This is a genomic window from Pseudomonas sp. LAP_36 (assembly GCF_019456785.1).
Classification (GTDB): Bacteria; Pseudomonadota; Gammaproteobacteria; order Pseudomonadales; family Pseudomonadaceae; genus Aquipseudomonas; species Aquipseudomonas tritici.
Genome location: NZ_JAHZMS010000001.1, coordinates 968,247 through 984,378 on the forward strand (window position 1 = coordinate 968,247; position 16,132 = coordinate 984,378).

Genomic DNA, 16,132 nt, shown 5'->3' on the forward strand with positions numbered 1-16,132 from the left:
ATGCAAACGCGCCACTTGAAGTTGCTCGCCGCCGCTACGTTGACCGCTTGGTCCCTGACTGCCGGGTTGGCACATGCCGCCGGCGTCCTGACCATCGGCTGCCGTGAGGACAGCACCACGTTCGACCCGATCAAAAGCGCGCAAAACCGCGACACGTGGGTATTCGCCAACGTCTACGACACCCTGGTACGCGTCGACAACCTGGGCACCAAGATGGAGCCGGGGCTGGCAGAAAGCTGGGACATCTCCAAGGATGGCCTGACCTACACCTTCAAACTGCGCGACGCGAAGTTCTCGGATGGCTCGCCGATCACCGCTGAGGATGCGGCGTTCAGCCTGTTGCGTATCCGCGACAACAAAGCCTCGCTGTGGGCTGATCCGTTCAACTTGATCAACACCGCCAAGGCGGCCGACCCGAAAACCCTGGTGGTCACCCTCAAGACGCCGGCTGTAGCTTTTCTCTCGCAATTGGCGTCGCCGACGGTGTCGATCCTGTCGGAAAAAGCCATGATCAAAATGGGCGAAGACGCCTACTCGGAAAACCCGGTGACCTCCGGCGCGTTTACCGTAGACGAGTGGCGCAAGGGTGATCGCGTCATCCTGAAAAAGAACCCGAACTTCTGGCAGGCCAAGAACGTCAGCCTGGATGGCGTGGAGTGGGTCTCCGTCACCGACGACAACACGCGTATGCGCATGGTGCAAAACAACGAGCTGGACACGGCGATCTTCGTACCGTTCTCCCGCGTTGAAGAGCTGAAGAAAGACAAGAACGTGGTGATCCACTCCGACCCGTCCACCCGCGAAGATCACCTGTTGATCAACCACGCTCACGGCCTGCTGGCCAAGCAGGAAGTACGCGAGGCGCTGGACATGGCCATCGATAAACAATCGCTGGTGAAAACCGCCACTTACGGTCAAGGCACTGTGGCCTATTCCTACATCCCGAAAGGTTCGCTGTTCCACTACGCCAACAACCTGCAACGCCCGTATGACCCGACGGCCGCCAAGAAACTGCTGGAGGCTGCAGGTGCCAAGGACTTGAAGCTCAACTACGTGGTCAACGCCGGCAACGAAGCCGACGAGCAGATTGCGGTGATCATCAAGGACCAGTTGGCCAAGGTCGGCGTGACCGCTAACCTGCAAAAGGTCGACCCGACCCAAAGCTGGCAGATGCTGGTGGACGGTGAATACGACATTTCGGTGATGTACTGGACCAACGACATCCTCGACCCGGACCAGAAGACCACCTTCGTACTGGGGCACGACACCAACCAGAACTACATGACCCGTTACAAGAATGACAAGGTCAAGGATTTAGTGGCAGCCGCGCGGATCGAGGCCGACCCGGCCAAGCGTGAGCAGATGTATGTGGAATTGCAGAAACTGGCGAAACAGGACGTGAACTGGATCGACTTGTACTACAGCCCGTACATCAACATCTCACGCAAGAATGTGAGCAACTTCCTGCAAAACCCGTTGGGGCGTTTCACGCTTGAGGAAGTGGTGAAAAACTAATATTTCCAAGACAACACACATCAAATGTGGGAGCGGGCTTGCTCGCGAAGGCAGTGGATCAGCCAATGAATCTGTTGACTGACACACCGCCTTCGCGAGCAAGCCCGCTCCCACATTTAGTTCTGCTGCATGCCTGTTATTGCGCGTCAAACGCCTGCCCACTGATCCCGGTGCTGTCCGGCCCCATCAGGTACAAATACACCGGCATGATCTCTTCCGGCGCGGGCCGTTCCATCGGGTTTTCCCCCGGATACGCCTGGGCCCGCATGCTGGTGCGGGTACCGCCCGGGTTGATGCTGTTAGCGCGTACCGCCGCCACGTCTTCGAGCTCGTCGGCCAAGGTCTGCATCAGGCCCTCAGTGGCAAACTTCGACACACCGTAAGCCCCCCAATACGCCCGGCCTTTGCGCCCGACGCTGCTGGAGGTGAACACCACCGACGCATCCTGGGACAGCTTGAGCAGCGGCAGTAGGGTGCTGGTCAGCATGAACATCGCGTTGACGTTCACGTGCATCACGCGCATGAAATTCTCACCGGACAACTGCTCGATCGGCGTGCGTGGGCCGATGATCGACGCGTTGTGCAGCAGGCCGTCGAGGTGGCCGAATTCTTTCTCGATCATCGCGGCCAGCTCATCGTATTGATGGGGCAGGGCGGTTTCCAGGTTGAACGGAATCACCACCGGTTGCGGGTGGCCTGCGGCTTCGATTTCGTCATACACCTGGGCCAGATTGGCTTCGGTCTTGCCCAGCAACAGCACAGTGGCGCCATGGGCGGCATAGGTTTTTGCCGCTGCCGCGCCAATCCCGCGACCGGCGCCGGTCACCAGGATGATGCGGCCTTTGAGCAGGTCTGGACGTGCGGAGTAATCAAACATAAATAGCCTCGACAGAATTCAGCAGGTTACAAACACCACGCTTGAGAACAGTGGAGATCCCTGTGGGAGCGGCGGTTCGACGCTTCGACTTGCTCGCGAAGGCGGAGGGTCAGTCAATAAATGTGTTGAATGAAACATCGCCTTCGCGAGCAAGCCCGCTCCCACATTTGGATCTTCACTGGTCAGCGGGGGCGGCAAACAATCAGCAACTGCACAGCGCGTTATCCAGCACCTTGCGCAGCTCCAGTGGGTGATCCACCACGACATCGGCGCCCCAATGGCGCGGGTTGTCGTCCGGGTGGATGTAGCCGTAAGTGACCGCCGCCGTGCGGGTGCCGGCATCACGGCCGGATTCGATATCGCGCAGGTCATCGCCCACGAACAACACGCTGGCCGGGTCCAGGCCGAGCATCTTGCACGCCAGGATCATTGGCTCCGGGTCCGGCTTGCTGTGTTTCACATGGTCCGGGCAGATCAGCAGCGCCGAACGCTCGGCCAGGCCCAGTTGCTGCATGATCGGTTCGGCAAACCGCAGCGGCTTGTTGGTGACCACGCCCCAGATCAAATGGGCCTTCTCGATGTCTTCGAGCAACTCGGCCATGCCATCGAACAGTTTGCTATGGACCGCGCAGCCCTTGACGTAGCGCTCCAGGAACTCCAAGCGCAATGCTTCAAAACCTGGGGATTCCGGGTCCATCGAAAAGGTCACGGCGACCATCGCCCGCGCACCGCCGGAGATTTCATCGCGGATGTGCTGGTCGTTGATCGGCGCCAGGCCGCGATCGGCGCGCATGGCCTGGCAGATGGCGATGAAGTCCGGCGCGGTGTCCAGCAAGGTACCGTCCATATCGAAGAGAACCGCTCGCAACTTCACAGGCTTACTCCTCGCGCAGGGTCTGGATCATGTAGTTGACGTCCACGTCGCTGGCCAGCTTGTAGTGCTTGGTCAGCGGGTTGTAGGTCAGGCCAATGATGTCCTTGACGGTCAGCCCGGCCTGGCGGCTCCAGGCGCCCAGCTCGGACGGGCGGATGAATTTCTTGAAGTCATGGGTGCCGCGCGGCAGCAGCTTCATGATGTATTCCGCGCCGATGATCGCGAACAGGTAGGCCTTGGGGTTGCGGTTGATGGTGGAGAAAAACACCTGGCCGCCCGGCTTGACCATACGGAAGCAGGCGCGGATCACCGAGGACGGGTCCGGCACGTGCTCGAGCATCTCGAGGCAGGTGACCACATCGAACTGCTCGGGCATTTCTTCGGCCAGGTCTTCGGCGGTGATCTGGCGGTATTCGACGTTAACGCCGGATTCCAACTGGTGCAGTTGGGCGACGGCCAATGGCGCTTCGCCCATGTCGATGCCCATCACGGTCGCGCCGCGCTGCGCCATGGCTTCGCTGAGGATGCCGCCGCCGCAACCGACATCCAGAACCTTCTTGCCGGCCAGGTTGACGCGCTCGTCAATCCAGTTGACGCGCAGCGGGTTGATGTCGTGCAGGGGCTTGAACTCGCTCTCGCGGTCCCACCAGCGGTGAGCCAGGGCTTCGAATTTGGCGATTTCGGCGTGGTCGACGTTGCTCATGGTGAATCCTCTAAATCTGATAAAACGGTTGGCCGTTTCTGAACGTCAGGGTTCAAAACCGGCGTTATTCGCTGTGCCCGCTGATGCGTTGGCCCCAGGCAATGGCCGTGGCGGTCAACTGTTGTTCATCCATGCGGGTCAATTGCCGGTCGTCGAGCAACTGCTTGCCGGCGACCCAAAGGTGTTTCACACAATCGCGTCCGGTGGCATATATAAGCTGTGAGACAGGATCGTAGATCGGTTGTTGCGCCAGCCCCGACAGATCGAAGGCGACCATATCCGCCGCTTTGCCCACTTCCAGTGAGCCAATCTCGTTTTCCAGGCCCATGGCCCGCGCGCCATTGAGCGTCGCCATGCGCAGGGCGCGGTGGGCATCCAGCGCGGTAGCTGAACCGGCGACGGCCTTGGCCAGCATCGCGGCGGTGCGGGTTTCGCCCAGCAGGTCGAGGTCATTGTTGCTGGCGGCGCCATCGGTGCCGATGGCCACATTGACGCCAGCCTGCCACAACCGCTCCACCGGGCAAAAGCCGCTGGCCAGTTTCAGGTTCGACTCCGGGCAATGGATGATGCTGGTGTTGCTTTCTACCAGCAAAGCCAAGTCGTCCTCGCTGATTTGGGTCATATGAACGGCCTGGAAGCGCGGGCCCAGCAGGCCGAGTCGACCCAGGCGTGCCAGTGGGCGCTCGCCGGTCTGCTCGACCGCTTGCTGCACTTCAAAGGCGGTTTCGTGAACATGCATATGGATCGCGGCATCCAGCTCCTCGGCGATTACCCGGATTTTTTCCAGGTTGTCGTCGCACACCGTGTAGGGCGCGTGCGGGCCGAAGGTGATTTTGATGCGCGGGTGGTGCTTGAGGTCGCCGAACAGCTCGACACCCTGGCGGATCGCTTCATCGGCGGTGCTGGCGCCGGGGATCGGGAAGTCGAGGATCGGGATCGCGATCTGCGCGCGCATGCCGCTGTTGTGCACGCAGTCACTGGCGACCTTGGGGTAGAAGTACATGTCGGAAAAGCAGGTGATGCCACCTTTGAGCTGTTCTGCGATGGCCAGCTCGGTGCCATCACGTACGAAGGCTTCATCGACCCACTTGGCTTCGGCGGGCCAGATGTGTTTTTCCAGCCAGGTCATCAGTGGCAAATCGTCGGCCAAGCCGCGAAACAGGCTCATCGCCGCGTGCCCGTGGGCATTGATCAGGCCGGGGCTGAGCAGCATGCCCGGCAGTTCGCGCACTTCGTTGGCCGAAAGCTTCAAGGCCGCGGCCCGTGGCCCGATAAAGGCAATGCGCCCATCGCGGATGCCCAGGCCATGTTCCTTGAGCACCACGCCGGCAGGTTCGACAGGTACCAGCCAGGTTGGCAGCAACAACAAGTCGAGCGGGGCGGCAGTGGCGGTCATCGCAGGCTTCTTCCCAGGCAGCTATAAAAGAAGGGCGAAGTATACCCGAGCGTCCTGGCTGGCGGATCGCTATAATCGGCGGCTTTGTTTATGAGTGCGGAGTAAGGGATGCGCGATCGACTGTTGGCAGCGGAGAAAGTGAAGGCCATCGATTGGCGTGATGGCGCGCTGTACCTGCTCGACCAGCGTGCCTTGCCGTCCCGGGAAAGCTGGGTGGCCTGCGTTACGGTCGATGAGGTGGCTGCAGCCATTCGTTCGATGGTGGTACGTGGTGCGCCGGCCATTGGTATCAGTGCCGCGTATGGCTTGGTGCTGGCGGCCCGCGATCGGATCGCCGAAGGCGGTGACTGGCAGGCAGCCTGGGAAGAAGACTACGCATTGTTAGCCGATACCCGACCGACCGCGTCGAATCTGTTCTGGGCACTGAAGCGCATGCGCGACCGTCTGGACCGCGTCAAGAAGCACGCCGATCCGCTGGCGGTGCTGGAAGCCGAAGCGATTGCGATCCATGAGAGCGACCGCGAAGCCAACCTGACCATGGCCCAACTGGGCGTCGAACTGATCCGCAAGCACCAGGGCAATGCCCAGGCAATCCTCACCCATGGCAACGCTGGCGCCCTGGCGACCGGCGGTGTAGGTACCGCGCTCGGCGTGATTCGCGCGGCCTACCTGGAGGGCATGGTCGAACAGGTCTACGCCAATGAAACCCGGCCCTGGCTGCAAGGTTCGCGGCTGACCGCGTGGGAGCTGGCGGGCGAGGGCATCCCGGTGACGGTGAATGCCGACTCGGCCGGTGCGCATATCCTGAAGACCAAAGGCGTGACCTGGGTGATCGTCGGTGCCGACTGCATTGCCGCCAATGGTGATGTGATCGGCAAGATCGGCACCTACCAGCTGGCCGTGTGTGCGATGCACCACGGTGTGCGTTTCATGGTGGTGGCACCGAGTTCGACGCTGGACATGATGATGGCCACTGGCGATGACGTTGCGCTGGAAGAGCGCGATGCCGCGGAGTTGCTGGAGGTGATGGGGCAGCGCCTTGAGGTTGCTGCGTTGAACCCGGTATTCGATGTCACACCGGCTGATTTGATCGATGTGATCGTCACGGAGAAAGGCGTAGTCGAGCGGCCGGATACAGCCAAATTGGCCAAGTTGATGTGCCGTAAGCGCCTGCATTAGAAGCCTTGGCGCCTACCCGATCGCCCTCGCGAGCAAGCCCGCTCCCACATTTGACTTGTGAACACATTCAAAATGTGGGAGCGGGCTTGCTCGCGAATGGGCCTGTAAGTCAATAAAACGCTCGGATATACCCTCAAAAAATAGCACCACCCCACTTCTGAGCCCCTCTCGTCCCTCTCAAGCCTGTCATCCGTCAACTTACTATGCTCCATGCGCATCAGGGGGATAGGTGCGTGGCGGCGATTGTGATAACATCCGGCGGTTTCCAGGGCTGCCCCAAGGGGTAGCCTATAACGTGCAGATCCGTGTCATAACTCGTTGATTTGTCGTAAGTCGTTGTCAGGCACTCTGCCGGCAGCGGCGAGCTTCGTTCGTCCCATATGGATGTGACGAGGTTTCACCCGAAAAAGGAATCAGGCTTCTCATGGGCGAACTGGCCAAAGAAATCCTCCCGGTCAATATCGAAGACGAGCTGAAACAGTCCTACCTCGACTACGCGATGAGCGTAATTGTCGGTCGGGCACTGCCTGATGCGCGCGATGGCTTGAAGCCCGTGCACCGGCGTGTGCTGTTCGCGATGAGCGAGCTGGGTAACGACTGGAACAAGCCGTACAAGAAATCTGCCCGTGTTGTCGGTGACGTGATCGGTAAGTATCACCCTCACGGCGACACTGCGGTGTACGACACCATCGTTCGGATGGCCCAGCCGTTTTCCCTGCGCTACCTGCTGGTAGACGGCCAGGGTAACTTCGGTTCGGTCGACGGCGACAACGCCGCGGCCATGCGATACACCGAAGTGCGCATGACCAAGCTGGCGCACGAGCTGCTGGCTGACCTGCACAAAGAAACCGTGGACTGGGTGCCGAACTACGACGGCACCGAAATGATCCCGGCGGTCATGCCAACCCGTATTCCCAACCTGCTGGTCAACGGCTCCAGCGGTATTGCCGTGGGCATGGCCACCAACATCCCGCCGCACAACCTCGGTGAAGTCATCGACGGTTGCCTGGCGCTTATCGACAACCCTGAGCTGACCGTCGATGAGCTGATGCAATACATCCCCGGCCCGGACTTCCCGACCGCCGCGATCATCAACGGTCGCGCCGGCATCATCGAAGCCTACCGCACCGGTCGCGGCCGCATTTACATGCGCGCCCGCTCAATGATCGAAGACATCGACAAAGTCGGTGGTCGCCAGCAGATCGTCATCACCGAACTCCCGTACCAGCTGAACAAGGCGCGTCTGATCGAGAAGATCGCCGAGCTGGTCAAAGAGAAGAAGCTTGAAGGCATCACCGAACTGCGCGACGAGTCCGACAAAGACGGTATGCGCGTAGTGATCGAGCTGCGTCGTGGCGAAGTGCCTGAGGTGATCCTCAACAACCTTTACGCCCAGACCCAGCTGCAAAGCGTGTTTGGTATCAACGTGGTTGCACTGATCGACGGCCGCCCGCGCATCCTGAACCTCAAGGATCTGCTGGAAGCTTTTGTTCGTCACCGCCGCGAAGTCGTTACCCGCCGTACCGTGTTCGAACTGCGCAAGGCCCGCGAGCGCGGCCACATCCTGGAAGGCCAGGCTGTTGCGCTGTCGAACATCGACCCGGTCATCGCCCTGATCAAAGCCTCGCCGACCCCGTCGGAAGCTAAAGAAGCACTGATCAAGATGCCGTGGGAATCCAGCGCCGTAGTGGCGATGGTTGAGCGCGCCGGCGCCGATTCATGCCGCCCTGAGACCCTGGACCCGCAATACGGTCTGCGCGACGGCAAGTATTTCCTGTCGCCGGAACAGGCCCAGGCCATCCTCGAACTGCGCCTGCACCGCCTGACCGGTCTTGAGCACGAGAAGCTGCTGGCCGAGTACCAGGAGATTCTCAACCAGATCGGCGAGCTGATCCGCATCCTCAACAGCGCTGTGCGCCTGATGGAAGTGATCCGCGAAGAGCTGGAAGTGATCCGCGCCGAATACGGTGACGTGCGCCGTACCGAGATCCTCGATGCACGCCTCGACCTGACCCTGGGTGACATGATCCCGGAAGAAGAGCGCGTTGTGACCATCTCCCACGGTGGCTACGCCAAGACCCAGCCATTGGCTGCGTACCAGGCCCAGCGTCGTGGTGGTAAAGGTAAGTCGGCTACCGGCGTCAAGGATGAGGACTACATCGCTCACCTGCTGGTCGCCAACAGCCATACCACGCTGTTGCTGTTCTCCAGCAAAGGCAAAGTGTACTGGCTGAAAACCTACGAAATTCCGGAAGCCTCCCGCGCCGCCCGTGGTCGCCCACTGGTCAACCTGCTGCCGCTGGACAGTGATGAATACATCACCACCATGCTGCCGGTCGAGGAATACACCGAAGGTCACTTCATCTTCATGGCGACCGCCAAGGGCACCGTGAAGAAGACCCCGCTGGAATCCTTCAGCCGTCAACGCAGCGTGGGCCTGATCGCCCTGGAGTTGGATGAAGGCGACGTACTGATCTCCGCGGCCATCACCGATGGCGAGCGCGAAGTCATGCTGTTCTCCGATGGCGGTAAAGTAACGCGCTTCAAGGAATCCGACGTTCGCGCCATGGGCCGTACTGCCCGCGGTGTGCGCGGCATGCGCCTGCCGGAAGGGCAGAAGCTGATTTCGATGCTGATCCCGGAAGAAGGCAGCCAGATCCTCACCGCTTCCGAGCGTGGTTATGGCAAGCGTACCGCTATCAGCGAGTTCCCGGAGTACAAACGTGGCGGCCAAGGCGTGATCGCCATGGTCAGCAACGACCGCAACGGCCGTCTGGTCGGCGCAGTCCAGGTGCTCGATGGCGAGGAAATCATGCTGATTTCCGACCAGGGCACCCTGGTACGTACCCGTGTGGCTGAAGTCTCGAGCCTGGGCCGTAACACCCAGGGCGTGACCCTGATCAAGCTGGCCAAGGACGAGAAACTGGTCGGCCTGGAGCGTGTCCAGGAACCGTCGGAAGTTGAAGGCGAAGAGCTGGAAGGCGACGAGCTTGAAGGTGAAGGCTTTGATGGCGAGGTGATCGCAGCCGGCGATGACAGCGTCGACGAGCCAACCCTCGATGCAGCCGCAGACGAAGAAGAACCGCAGGAATAAGCGGACACACAGGGGGCGGATGAAGATTCGCCCCCTTGTTGTTTGTCCGGATGGAAATGTTGATACCCAAGCAGATTCCTTGTGGGAGCGGGCTTGCTCGCGAAGGCGGACTGACATTCACTACAAATGTCGGCTGTTAGATCGCTTTCGCGAGCAAGCCCGCTCCCACATTGGATCGGGTGTCGCCTGATATGTTTGCGTGACTACCACCAGATCAGAGTGAGATTGGATGTGAGCAAGAGAGCCTATAACTTCTGTGCCGGTCCCGCGGCGCTTCCTGAAGCAGTCCTGCAGCGTGCGCAGGGTGAACTCCTCGACTGGCATGGAAAAGGCCTCTCCGTGATGGAAATGAGCCATCGCAGCGATGAGTTTGTGTCCATCGCCACCAAGGCCGAGCAGGACCTGCGCGACTTGCTGGACATCCCCTCCGACTACAAAGTGCTGTTCCTGCAAGGCGGCGCCAGCCAGCAGTTCGCCCAGATCCCGCTGAACCTGCTGCCGGAAGACGGCACGGCCGACTATATCGACACCGGTATCTGGGGCCAGAAGGCGATTGAAGAGGCCTCCCGCTACGGTCACGTCAACGTGGCGGGCACCGCCAAGCCGTACGACTACTTCGCGATTCCCGGCCAGAACGAGTGGAAGCTGTCGAAGGACGCGGCCTACGTGCACTACGTAGCGAACGAAACCATCGGCGGCCTGGAATTCGACTGGGTGCCGGAAGTGGGCGACGTGCCGCTGGTGTGCGACATGTCTTCGGACATCCTCTCGCGCCCGATCGATGTGTCCAAGTACGGCATGATCTACGCCGGCGCGCAGAAGAACATCGGCCCGAGCGGCATCCTGGTCAACATCATCCGCGAAGACCTGCTCGGCCGTGCCCGCTCGCTGTGCCCGACCATGCTCAACTACAAGGTCGCGGCGGATAATGGCTCGATGTACAACACCCCGCCAGCGTTCGCCTGGTACTTGTCCGGCCTGGTTTTCGAGTGGCTGAAAGAGCAGGGCGGTGTGGCTGCCATGGGCAAGCGCAACGAAGAGAAGAAGCGCACCCTGTACGACTTCATCGACGCCAGCGGCCTCTACAGCAACCCGATCAACCTCACTGATCGCTCGTGGATGAACGTGCCGTTTCGCCTGGCGGACGACCGTCTGGACAAACCGTTCCTGGCCGGTGCCGACGCGCGCGGCCTGCTGAACCTCAAGGGCCACCGTTCGGTCGGTGGTATGCGCGCCTCCATCTACAACGCTGTCGACATCCACGCCATCAACGCGCTGGTTGCCTACATGGCAGAGTTCGAAAAGGAACACGGCTAATGTCTGAGCAAGAACTCAAGGCCCTGCGTGTACGCATTGACAGCCTGGACGAGAAAGTCCTGGAGCTGATCAGTGAGCGCGCGCGGTGCGCCCAGGAAGTGGCACGGGTGAAGATGGCGTCCCTGGCAGAAGGCGAAGTGCCGGTGTTCTACCGGCCGGAGCGTGAAGCCCAGGTGCTCAAGCGCGTGATGGAACGTAACAAGGGCCCGCTGGGCAACGAAGAGATGGCGCGGCTGTTCCGTGAAATCATGTCGTCGTGCCTGGCGCTTGAGCAGCCGCTGAAAGTGGCGTACCTCGGCCCGGAAGGCACCTTCACGCAAGCGGCGGCCATGAAGCACTTCGGCCATGCAGTGATCAGCAAGCCGATGGCGGCGATCGACGAAGTGTTCCGTGAAGTGGCGGCCGGTGCGGTGAACTTTGGCGTGGTCCCGGTGGAAAACTCCACCGAAGGCGCGGTCAACCACACCCTGGACAGTTTCCTCGAGCACGACATGGTGATCTGCGGCGAAGTCGAGCTGCGTATCCACCACCATCTGCTGGTGGGCGAGAGCACCAAGACCGACAGTATCAGCCGCATCTATTCTCACGCCCAGTCCCTGGCGCAGTGCCGCAAGTGGCTGGACGCGCATTACCCGAATGTCGAGCGCGTGGCGGTGTCCAGCAACGCCGAAGCCGCCAAGCGGGTCAAGGGTGAGTGGAACTCGGCGGCCATCGCTGGTGACATGGCAGCGGGCCTGTATGGCCTGACGCGCCTGGCCGAAAAAATCGAGGACCGCCCGGACAACTCCACGCGTTTCCTGATGATCGGCAGCCAGGAAGTGCCGCCGACCGGCGACGACAAGACCTCGATCATCGTCTCCATGAGCAACAAGCCCGGCGCGCTGCATGAGCTGCTGGTGCCGTTCCACGACAACGGGATTGACCTGACGCGCATCGAGACTCGTCCTTCGCGCAGCGGTAAATGGACTTACGTGTTCTTTATCGACTTCGTCGGTCATCACCGCGACCCACTGGTCAAGGGTGTGCTCGAGAAAATCAGTCAGGAAGCCGTGGCACTCAAGGTGCTGGGCTCTTACCCGAAAGCGGTTTTGTGAGGCGTTAACATGAGTGGCAACTTTCTTGCCCTGGCTCAGCCGGGCGTGCAACAACTGTCGCCTTACGTTCCGGGTAAGCCTGTGGACGAGTTGGCGCGTGAGTTGAATCTGGATCCTTCCAAGATCGTCAAGTTGGCGAGTAACGAGAATCCGCTGGGCCCGAGCCCTAAAGTGCTCGCCGCGATTCGTGAGGAGCTGGCGGAGCTGACGCGCTATCCCGACGGCAATGGCTTTGCTCTAAAGTCGCTGCTGGCGCAGAAGTGCCGCGTCGAGCTGAACCAGGTGACGTTGGGCAACGGTTCCAACGACATTCTCGAGCTGGTCGGCCGTGCCTACCTGGCGCCGGGCCTGAATGCGGTGTTCAGCGAGCACGCGTTCGCGGTGTATCCAATTGTCACCCAGGCTGTCGGTGCGGATGCACGCATCATTCCTGCGAAGGACTGGGGCCACGATCTGCCGGCCATGCTGGCGGCCATCGACGCGCAGACCCGTGTGGTGTTCATCGCCAACCCGAACAACCCGACCGGTACCTGGTTCGACGCCCAGGCGCTGAACGACTTCCTGCAAGACGTACCGGAACACGTGCTGGTGGTGCTGGACGAGGCGTACATCGAGTATGCCGAGGGCAGCGACCTGCCGGACGGCCTGGACTTCCTGGCGGCCTACCCGAACCTGCTGGTCTCGCGCACCTTCTCCAAGGCCTATGGCCTGGCGTCGTTGCGGGTCGGCTACGGTCTGTCCACTGCCGTGGTTGCCGATGTGCTGAACCGCGTACGCCAACCCTTCAACGTCAACAGCCTCGCGCTGGCGGCGGCCTGTGCGGCGGTGAAGGATGCCGAGTACCTGGAAGAGAGCCGTCGCGTCAACGAAAGCGGCATGCTGCAATTGCAGGAAGGCTTCCGTGAGATGGGCCTGGGCTGGATTCCGTCCAAGGGCAACTTCATCTGCGTCGACCTCGGCCAAGTGGCCGCCCCGGTGTTCCAGGGGCTGCTGCGCGAAGGCGTGATCGTGCGTCCGGTGGCCAACTACGGCATGCCGAACCACCTGCGCATCACCATCGGTTTGCCAGCTGAAAACAGCCGCTTCCTGGAAGCGCTGGCCAAGGTCCTGGCTCGTGGTTGATGTCACTGCATTGCAACCTGCTGTGCCTATGATCGGTCGCCTAGTGGTGGTCGGTCTGGGCTTGATCGGCGGCTCCTTCGCCAAAGGCCTGCGTGAAAGCGGGCTATGTGGCGAAGTGGTTGGCGTGGACCTGGACCCGCAATCGCGTAAGTTGGCGGTTGAGTTGGGGGTGGTGGATCGCTGTGAAGCGGACCTGGCGCTCGCGTGCCGTGGCGCTGACGTGATCCAGCTCGCGGTGCCAATCCTGGCCATGGAGAAATTGCTCGGCGTGTTGGCCGGTATGGACCTCGGCCAGGCGATCCTGACGGACGTCGGCAGTGCCAAGGGCAATGTGGTGCGTGCGGCGCAACAGGCGTTTGGCGGCATGCCGGCGCGGTTCGTGCCGGGCCATCCGATTGCCGGTTCCGAGCAGAGCGGGGTAGAGGCGTCGAATGCGCAGCTGTTCCGTCGTCACAAAGTCATCCTCACACCGCTGGAGCAGACCGACCCCGCTGCGCTGGCAGTGGTGGATCGTCTGTGGCGTGAGCTGGGCGCGGATGTCGAGCACATGCAGGTCGAGCGTCACGACGAGGTGCTGGCGGCGACCAGTCATTTGCCGCATTTGTTGGCATTTGGCCTGGTGGATTCGCTGGCCAAACGCAACGAGAACCTCGAGATATTCCGTTACGCCGCCGGTGGCTTCCGTGATTTCACGCGGATTGCCGGCAGCGACCCGGTGATGTGGCACGACATCTTCCTTGCCAATCGCGAAGCGGTGTTGCGCACCCTGGACACCTTCCGCAGTGACCTCGACGCCTTGCGCGATGCGGTCGACGCGGGAGATGGCCATCAATTATTGGGCGTGTTCACCCGTGCACGGGTGGCGCGTGAGCATTTCAGCAAGATCCTGGCGCGCCGGGCCTATATGGAAACCGCTGTGAGCGCTGATGAACTGACCTTTCTCGCCAATCCGGGTGGCCGCTTGAGCGGGCGCATGCGGGTGCCGGGCGACAAGTCGATCTCCCATCGGTCGATCATGCTTGGTTCGCTGGCTGAGGGTGTGACTGAGGTCGAGGGTTTCCTCGAGGGCGAAGATGCCTTGGCGACCTTGCAGGCGTTTCGCGACATGGGCGTGGTGATTGAAGGCCCGCACCATGGGCGTGTGACCATTCATGGCGTGGGTCTACATGGCTTGAAACCGGCGCCGGGGCCGATTTACCTCGGTAACTCTGGCACCTCCATGCGCCTGCTGTCTGGCTTGCTGGCAGCGCAGAGCTTTGACAGCGTGCTGACGGGTGACGCGTCCCTGTCCAAGCGCCCGATGAATCGCGTGGCCAAGCCGCTGCGGGAAATGCGCGCGGTGATCGAGACCGGGCCGGAAGGGCGTCCGCCGCTGACCATTCGTGGTGGCCAGTCGTTGAAAGGCGTGGCGTATGACATGCCGATGGCCAGCGCCCAGGTCAAATCCTGCCTGTTATTGGCTGGTTTGTATGCCGAGGGCAAGACCGCCGTGACCGAGCCGGCACCGACCCGTGACCACACCGAACGTATGTTGCGCGGCTTTGGTTATCCGGTGGCGGTGCAGGGCGCGACGGCTTCGGTGGAGTCGGGCCATGCGTTGACGGCTACCCATATAGAAGTACCGGGGGATATCTCTTCTTCTGCGTTCTTCCTGGTGGCTGCGTCGATTGCCGAGGGTTCCGAGTTGTTGCTGGAACATGTCGGTGTCAATCCGACGCGTACCGGGGTGATCGACATCCTGCGGCTGATGGGCGCAGATATTACGCTGGAAAACCAGCGCGAAGTCGGCGGTGAACCTGTAGCGGACTTGCGGGTGCGCGCAGCGGCACTGAAGGGGGTCGAGATTCCCGAGGCGCTGGTGCCGTTGGCAATCGATGAGTTTCCGGTGCTGTTCGTCGCGGCAGCTTGTGCCGAGGGGCGCACGGTGTTGCGCGGGGCTGAGGAGCTGCGCGTGAAGGAGTCTGACCGTATCCAGGTGATGGCCGACGGTCTGCTGGCGCTGGGGGTGAAGTGTGAACCGACCCCCGATGGGATTATCATTGACGGTGGCCTGATGGGCGGTGGTGAAGTGCATGCCCATGGCGATCACCGGATTGCCATGGCGTTCAGTGTGGCTTCCCTCCGGGCGGCGGCGCCGATCCGTATCCGTGACTGCGCCAATGTTGCTACGTCTTTTCCGAATTTTCTTACACTGTGTGCCCAAGTCGGCATCCGTGTTGCCCAAGAGGCTCAATTGTGAATATCAAAGCACCGGTGATTACCATCGACGGGCCAAGCGGTTCGGGCAAAGGCACGATCGCCGGCATCCTGGCCAAGCGCCTGGGTTGGTGCCTGCTGGATTCCGGCGCGCTGTATCGCTTGCTGGCGTTTGCCGCTCGCAACCACGGCGTCGACCTGACCAACGAAGAATCCCTGAAGCTGCTGGCCGCACATTTGGATGTGCAGTTCGTCGGCGCGACGGAAGGTCATCCCCAGCGCATCATCCTCGAAGGCGATGATGTGACCGATGATCTGCGTAACGAACAAGTCGGCTCCTGGGCGTCCCAGGTCGCCGCGCTGCCGGCCGTGCGTGACGCTTTGCTGCAGCGTCAGCGGGCGTTTCAGGAGCCGCCTGGCCTGGTGGCCGATGGCCGCGACATGGGCACCGTGGTGTTCCCAGAGGCGCCGCTGAAGATTTTCCTGACCGCCAGCGCCGAGGAGCGGGCTCGCCGCCGTTACTTGCAGTTGAAGGGCAAAGTCGATGGTGTTAGTCTGTCGAGTCTGCTAGATGAGATCCGTGCACGCGATGAGCGTGATACCCAGCGCGCAGTAGCCCCGCTAAAGCCGGCGGCTGATGCCATACAGCTGGATTCCACGGAGTTGTCCATCGAGCAGGTGCTGGAACGCATCATGAGCGAGATCGCCATTCGCGATATCGCCGGGTGACCAAGAAGGCCGCAGGGGACCAGTCATAGTCCTGTG

12 protein-coding genes are annotated in these 16,132 nt (G+C 61.3%); 8 read left to right on the forward strand and 4 right to left on the reverse strand.

Going from position 1 to position 16,132, the window contains the following annotated elements:
- Positions 1 to 1,515, forward strand: a complete 1,515-nt coding sequence (locus tag JBO08_RS04535; protein WP_065874918.1) for an ABC transporter substrate-binding protein — start codon at positions 1 to 3, stop codon at positions 1,513 to 1,515.
- A gap of 136 nt (positions 1,516 to 1,651) precedes the next feature.
- Here the strand turns inward: JBO08_RS04535 and JBO08_RS04540 are convergent, their stop codons facing one another.
- The 4 genes from JBO08_RS04540 to JBO08_RS04555 all read right to left on the reverse strand — a co-directional run bounded on the left by JBO08_RS04540 (position 1,652) and on the right by JBO08_RS04555 (position 5,365).
- Positions 1,652 to 2,392, reverse strand: coding sequence for a YciK family oxidoreductase (locus JBO08_RS04540; protein ID WP_065874920.1), 741 nt, complete (start codon positions 2,390 to 2,392; stop codon positions 1,652 to 1,654).
- A gap of 202 nt (positions 2,393 to 2,594) precedes the next feature.
- Positions 2,595 to 3,266, reverse strand: a complete 672-nt coding sequence (mupP, locus tag JBO08_RS04545; protein ID WP_065945689.1) for an N-acetylmuramic acid 6-phosphate phosphatase MupP — start codon at positions 3,264 to 3,266, stop codon at positions 2,595 to 2,597.
- A 4-nt stretch (positions 3,267 to 3,270) separates the two neighbouring features.
- Positions 3,271 to 3,969, reverse strand: coding sequence for a bifunctional 2-polyprenyl-6-hydroxyphenol methylase/3-demethylubiquinol 3-O-methyltransferase UbiG (gene ubiG / locus JBO08_RS04550; protein WP_017734479.1), 699 nt, complete (start codon positions 3,967 to 3,969; stop codon positions 3,271 to 3,273).
- A gap of 64 nt (positions 3,970 to 4,033) precedes the next feature.
- A complete protein-coding gene (locus tag JBO08_RS04555; protein WP_065945688.1) occupies positions 4,034 to 5,365 on the reverse strand; it encodes a TRZ/ATZ family hydrolase in 1,332 nt (443 codons plus the stop codon).
- Positions 5,366 to 5,473: 108 nt separating this feature from the next.
- Here JBO08_RS04555 and mtnA point away from each other — a divergent pair, with 108 nt between their 5' ends.
- From mtnA to cmk, 7 genes are all read left to right on the forward strand, one after another.
- Entirely contained in the window at positions 5,474 to 6,544 is a 1,071-nt protein-coding gene (mtnA, locus tag JBO08_RS04560) for an S-methyl-5-thioribose-1-phosphate isomerase (RefSeq protein WP_065945687.1), read from the forward strand.
- 424 nt (positions 6,545 to 6,968) lie between these two features.
- Complete coding sequence (gene gyrA / locus JBO08_RS04565) at positions 6,969 to 9,638, forward strand: DNA gyrase subunit A (RefSeq protein WP_220074494.1); 2,670 nt, start codon at positions 6,969 to 6,971, stop codon at positions 9,636 to 9,638.
- 231 nt (positions 9,639 to 9,869) lie between these two features.
- The gene (gene serC / locus JBO08_RS04570; protein ID WP_065874929.1) at positions 9,870 to 10,955 is read left to right on the forward strand and encodes a 3-phosphoserine/phosphohydroxythreonine transaminase; all 1,086 of its coding nucleotides are present in this window, start codon (positions 9,870 to 9,872) and stop codon (positions 10,953 to 10,955) included.
- Positions 10,955 to 12,049 (forward strand): prephenate dehydratase, encoded by a 1,095-nt coding sequence (gene pheA, locus JBO08_RS04575; protein WP_017477317.1) that lies wholly within the window; start codon positions 10,955 to 10,957, stop codon positions 12,047 to 12,049. The genes serC and pheA overlap by 1 nt, the downstream gene beginning before the upstream one ends.
- Before the next feature lie 9 nt (positions 12,050 to 12,058).
- Positions 12,059 to 13,171 carry a histidinol-phosphate transaminase gene (hisC, locus tag JBO08_RS04580; protein WP_220074493.1) on the forward strand — a complete coding sequence of 371 codons (1,113 nt, stop codon included), beginning with the start codon at positions 12,059 to 12,061 and terminating at the stop codon, positions 13,169 to 13,171.
- Between the two features lie 28 nt (positions 13,172 to 13,199).
- The gene (locus JBO08_RS04585) at positions 13,200 to 15,410 is read left to right on the forward strand and encodes a bifunctional prephenate dehydrogenase/3-phosphoshikimate 1-carboxyvinyltransferase (RefSeq protein ID WP_258407079.1); all 2,211 of its coding nucleotides are present in this window, start codon (positions 13,200 to 13,202) and stop codon (positions 15,408 to 15,410) included.
- Positions 15,407 to 16,096 (forward strand): (d)CMP kinase, encoded by a 690-nt coding sequence (gene cmk, locus JBO08_RS04590; protein ID WP_012722932.1) that lies wholly within the window; start codon positions 15,407 to 15,409, stop codon positions 16,094 to 16,096. The genes JBO08_RS04585 and cmk overlap by 4 nt, the downstream gene beginning before the upstream one ends.
- Positions 16,097 to 16,132 lie beyond the last annotated feature (36 nt).

Bases quoted from the DNA above. Each gene is read 5' to 3' on its own strand.
- pheA (WP_017477317.1), top strand. From the start codon at position 10,955: ATGTCTGAGCAAGAACTCAAGGCCCTGCGTGTACGCATTGACAGCCTG.
- JBO08_RS04585 (WP_258407079.1), top strand. From the start codon at position 13,200: ATGATCGGTCGCCTAGTGGTGGTCGGTCTGGGCTTGATCGGCGGCTCC.
- ubiG (WP_017734479.1), bottom strand. From the start codon at position 3,969: ATGAGCAACGTCGACCACGCCGAAATCGCCAAATTCGAAGCCCTGGCT.
- JBO08_RS04540 (WP_065874920.1), bottom strand. From the start codon at position 2,392: ATGTTTGATTACTCCGCACGTCCAGACCTGCTCAAAGGCCGCATCATC.
- JBO08_RS04555 (WP_065945688.1), bottom strand. From the start codon at position 5,365: ATGACCGCCACTGCCGCCCCGCTCGACTTGTTGTTGCTGCCAACCTGG.
- hisC (WP_220074493.1), top strand. From the start codon at position 12,059: ATGAGTGGCAACTTTCTTGCCCTGGCTCAGCCGGGCGTGCAACAACTG.
- mtnA (WP_065945687.1), top strand. From the start codon at position 5,474: ATGCGCGATCGACTGTTGGCAGCGGAGAAAGTGAAGGCCATCGATTGG.
- gyrA (WP_220074494.1), top strand. From the start codon at position 6,969: ATGGGCGAACTGGCCAAAGAAATCCTCCCGGTCAATATCGAAGACGAG.
- JBO08_RS04535 (WP_065874918.1), top strand. From the start codon at position 1: ATGCAAACGCGCCACTTGAAGTTGCTCGCCGCCGCTACGTTGACCGCT.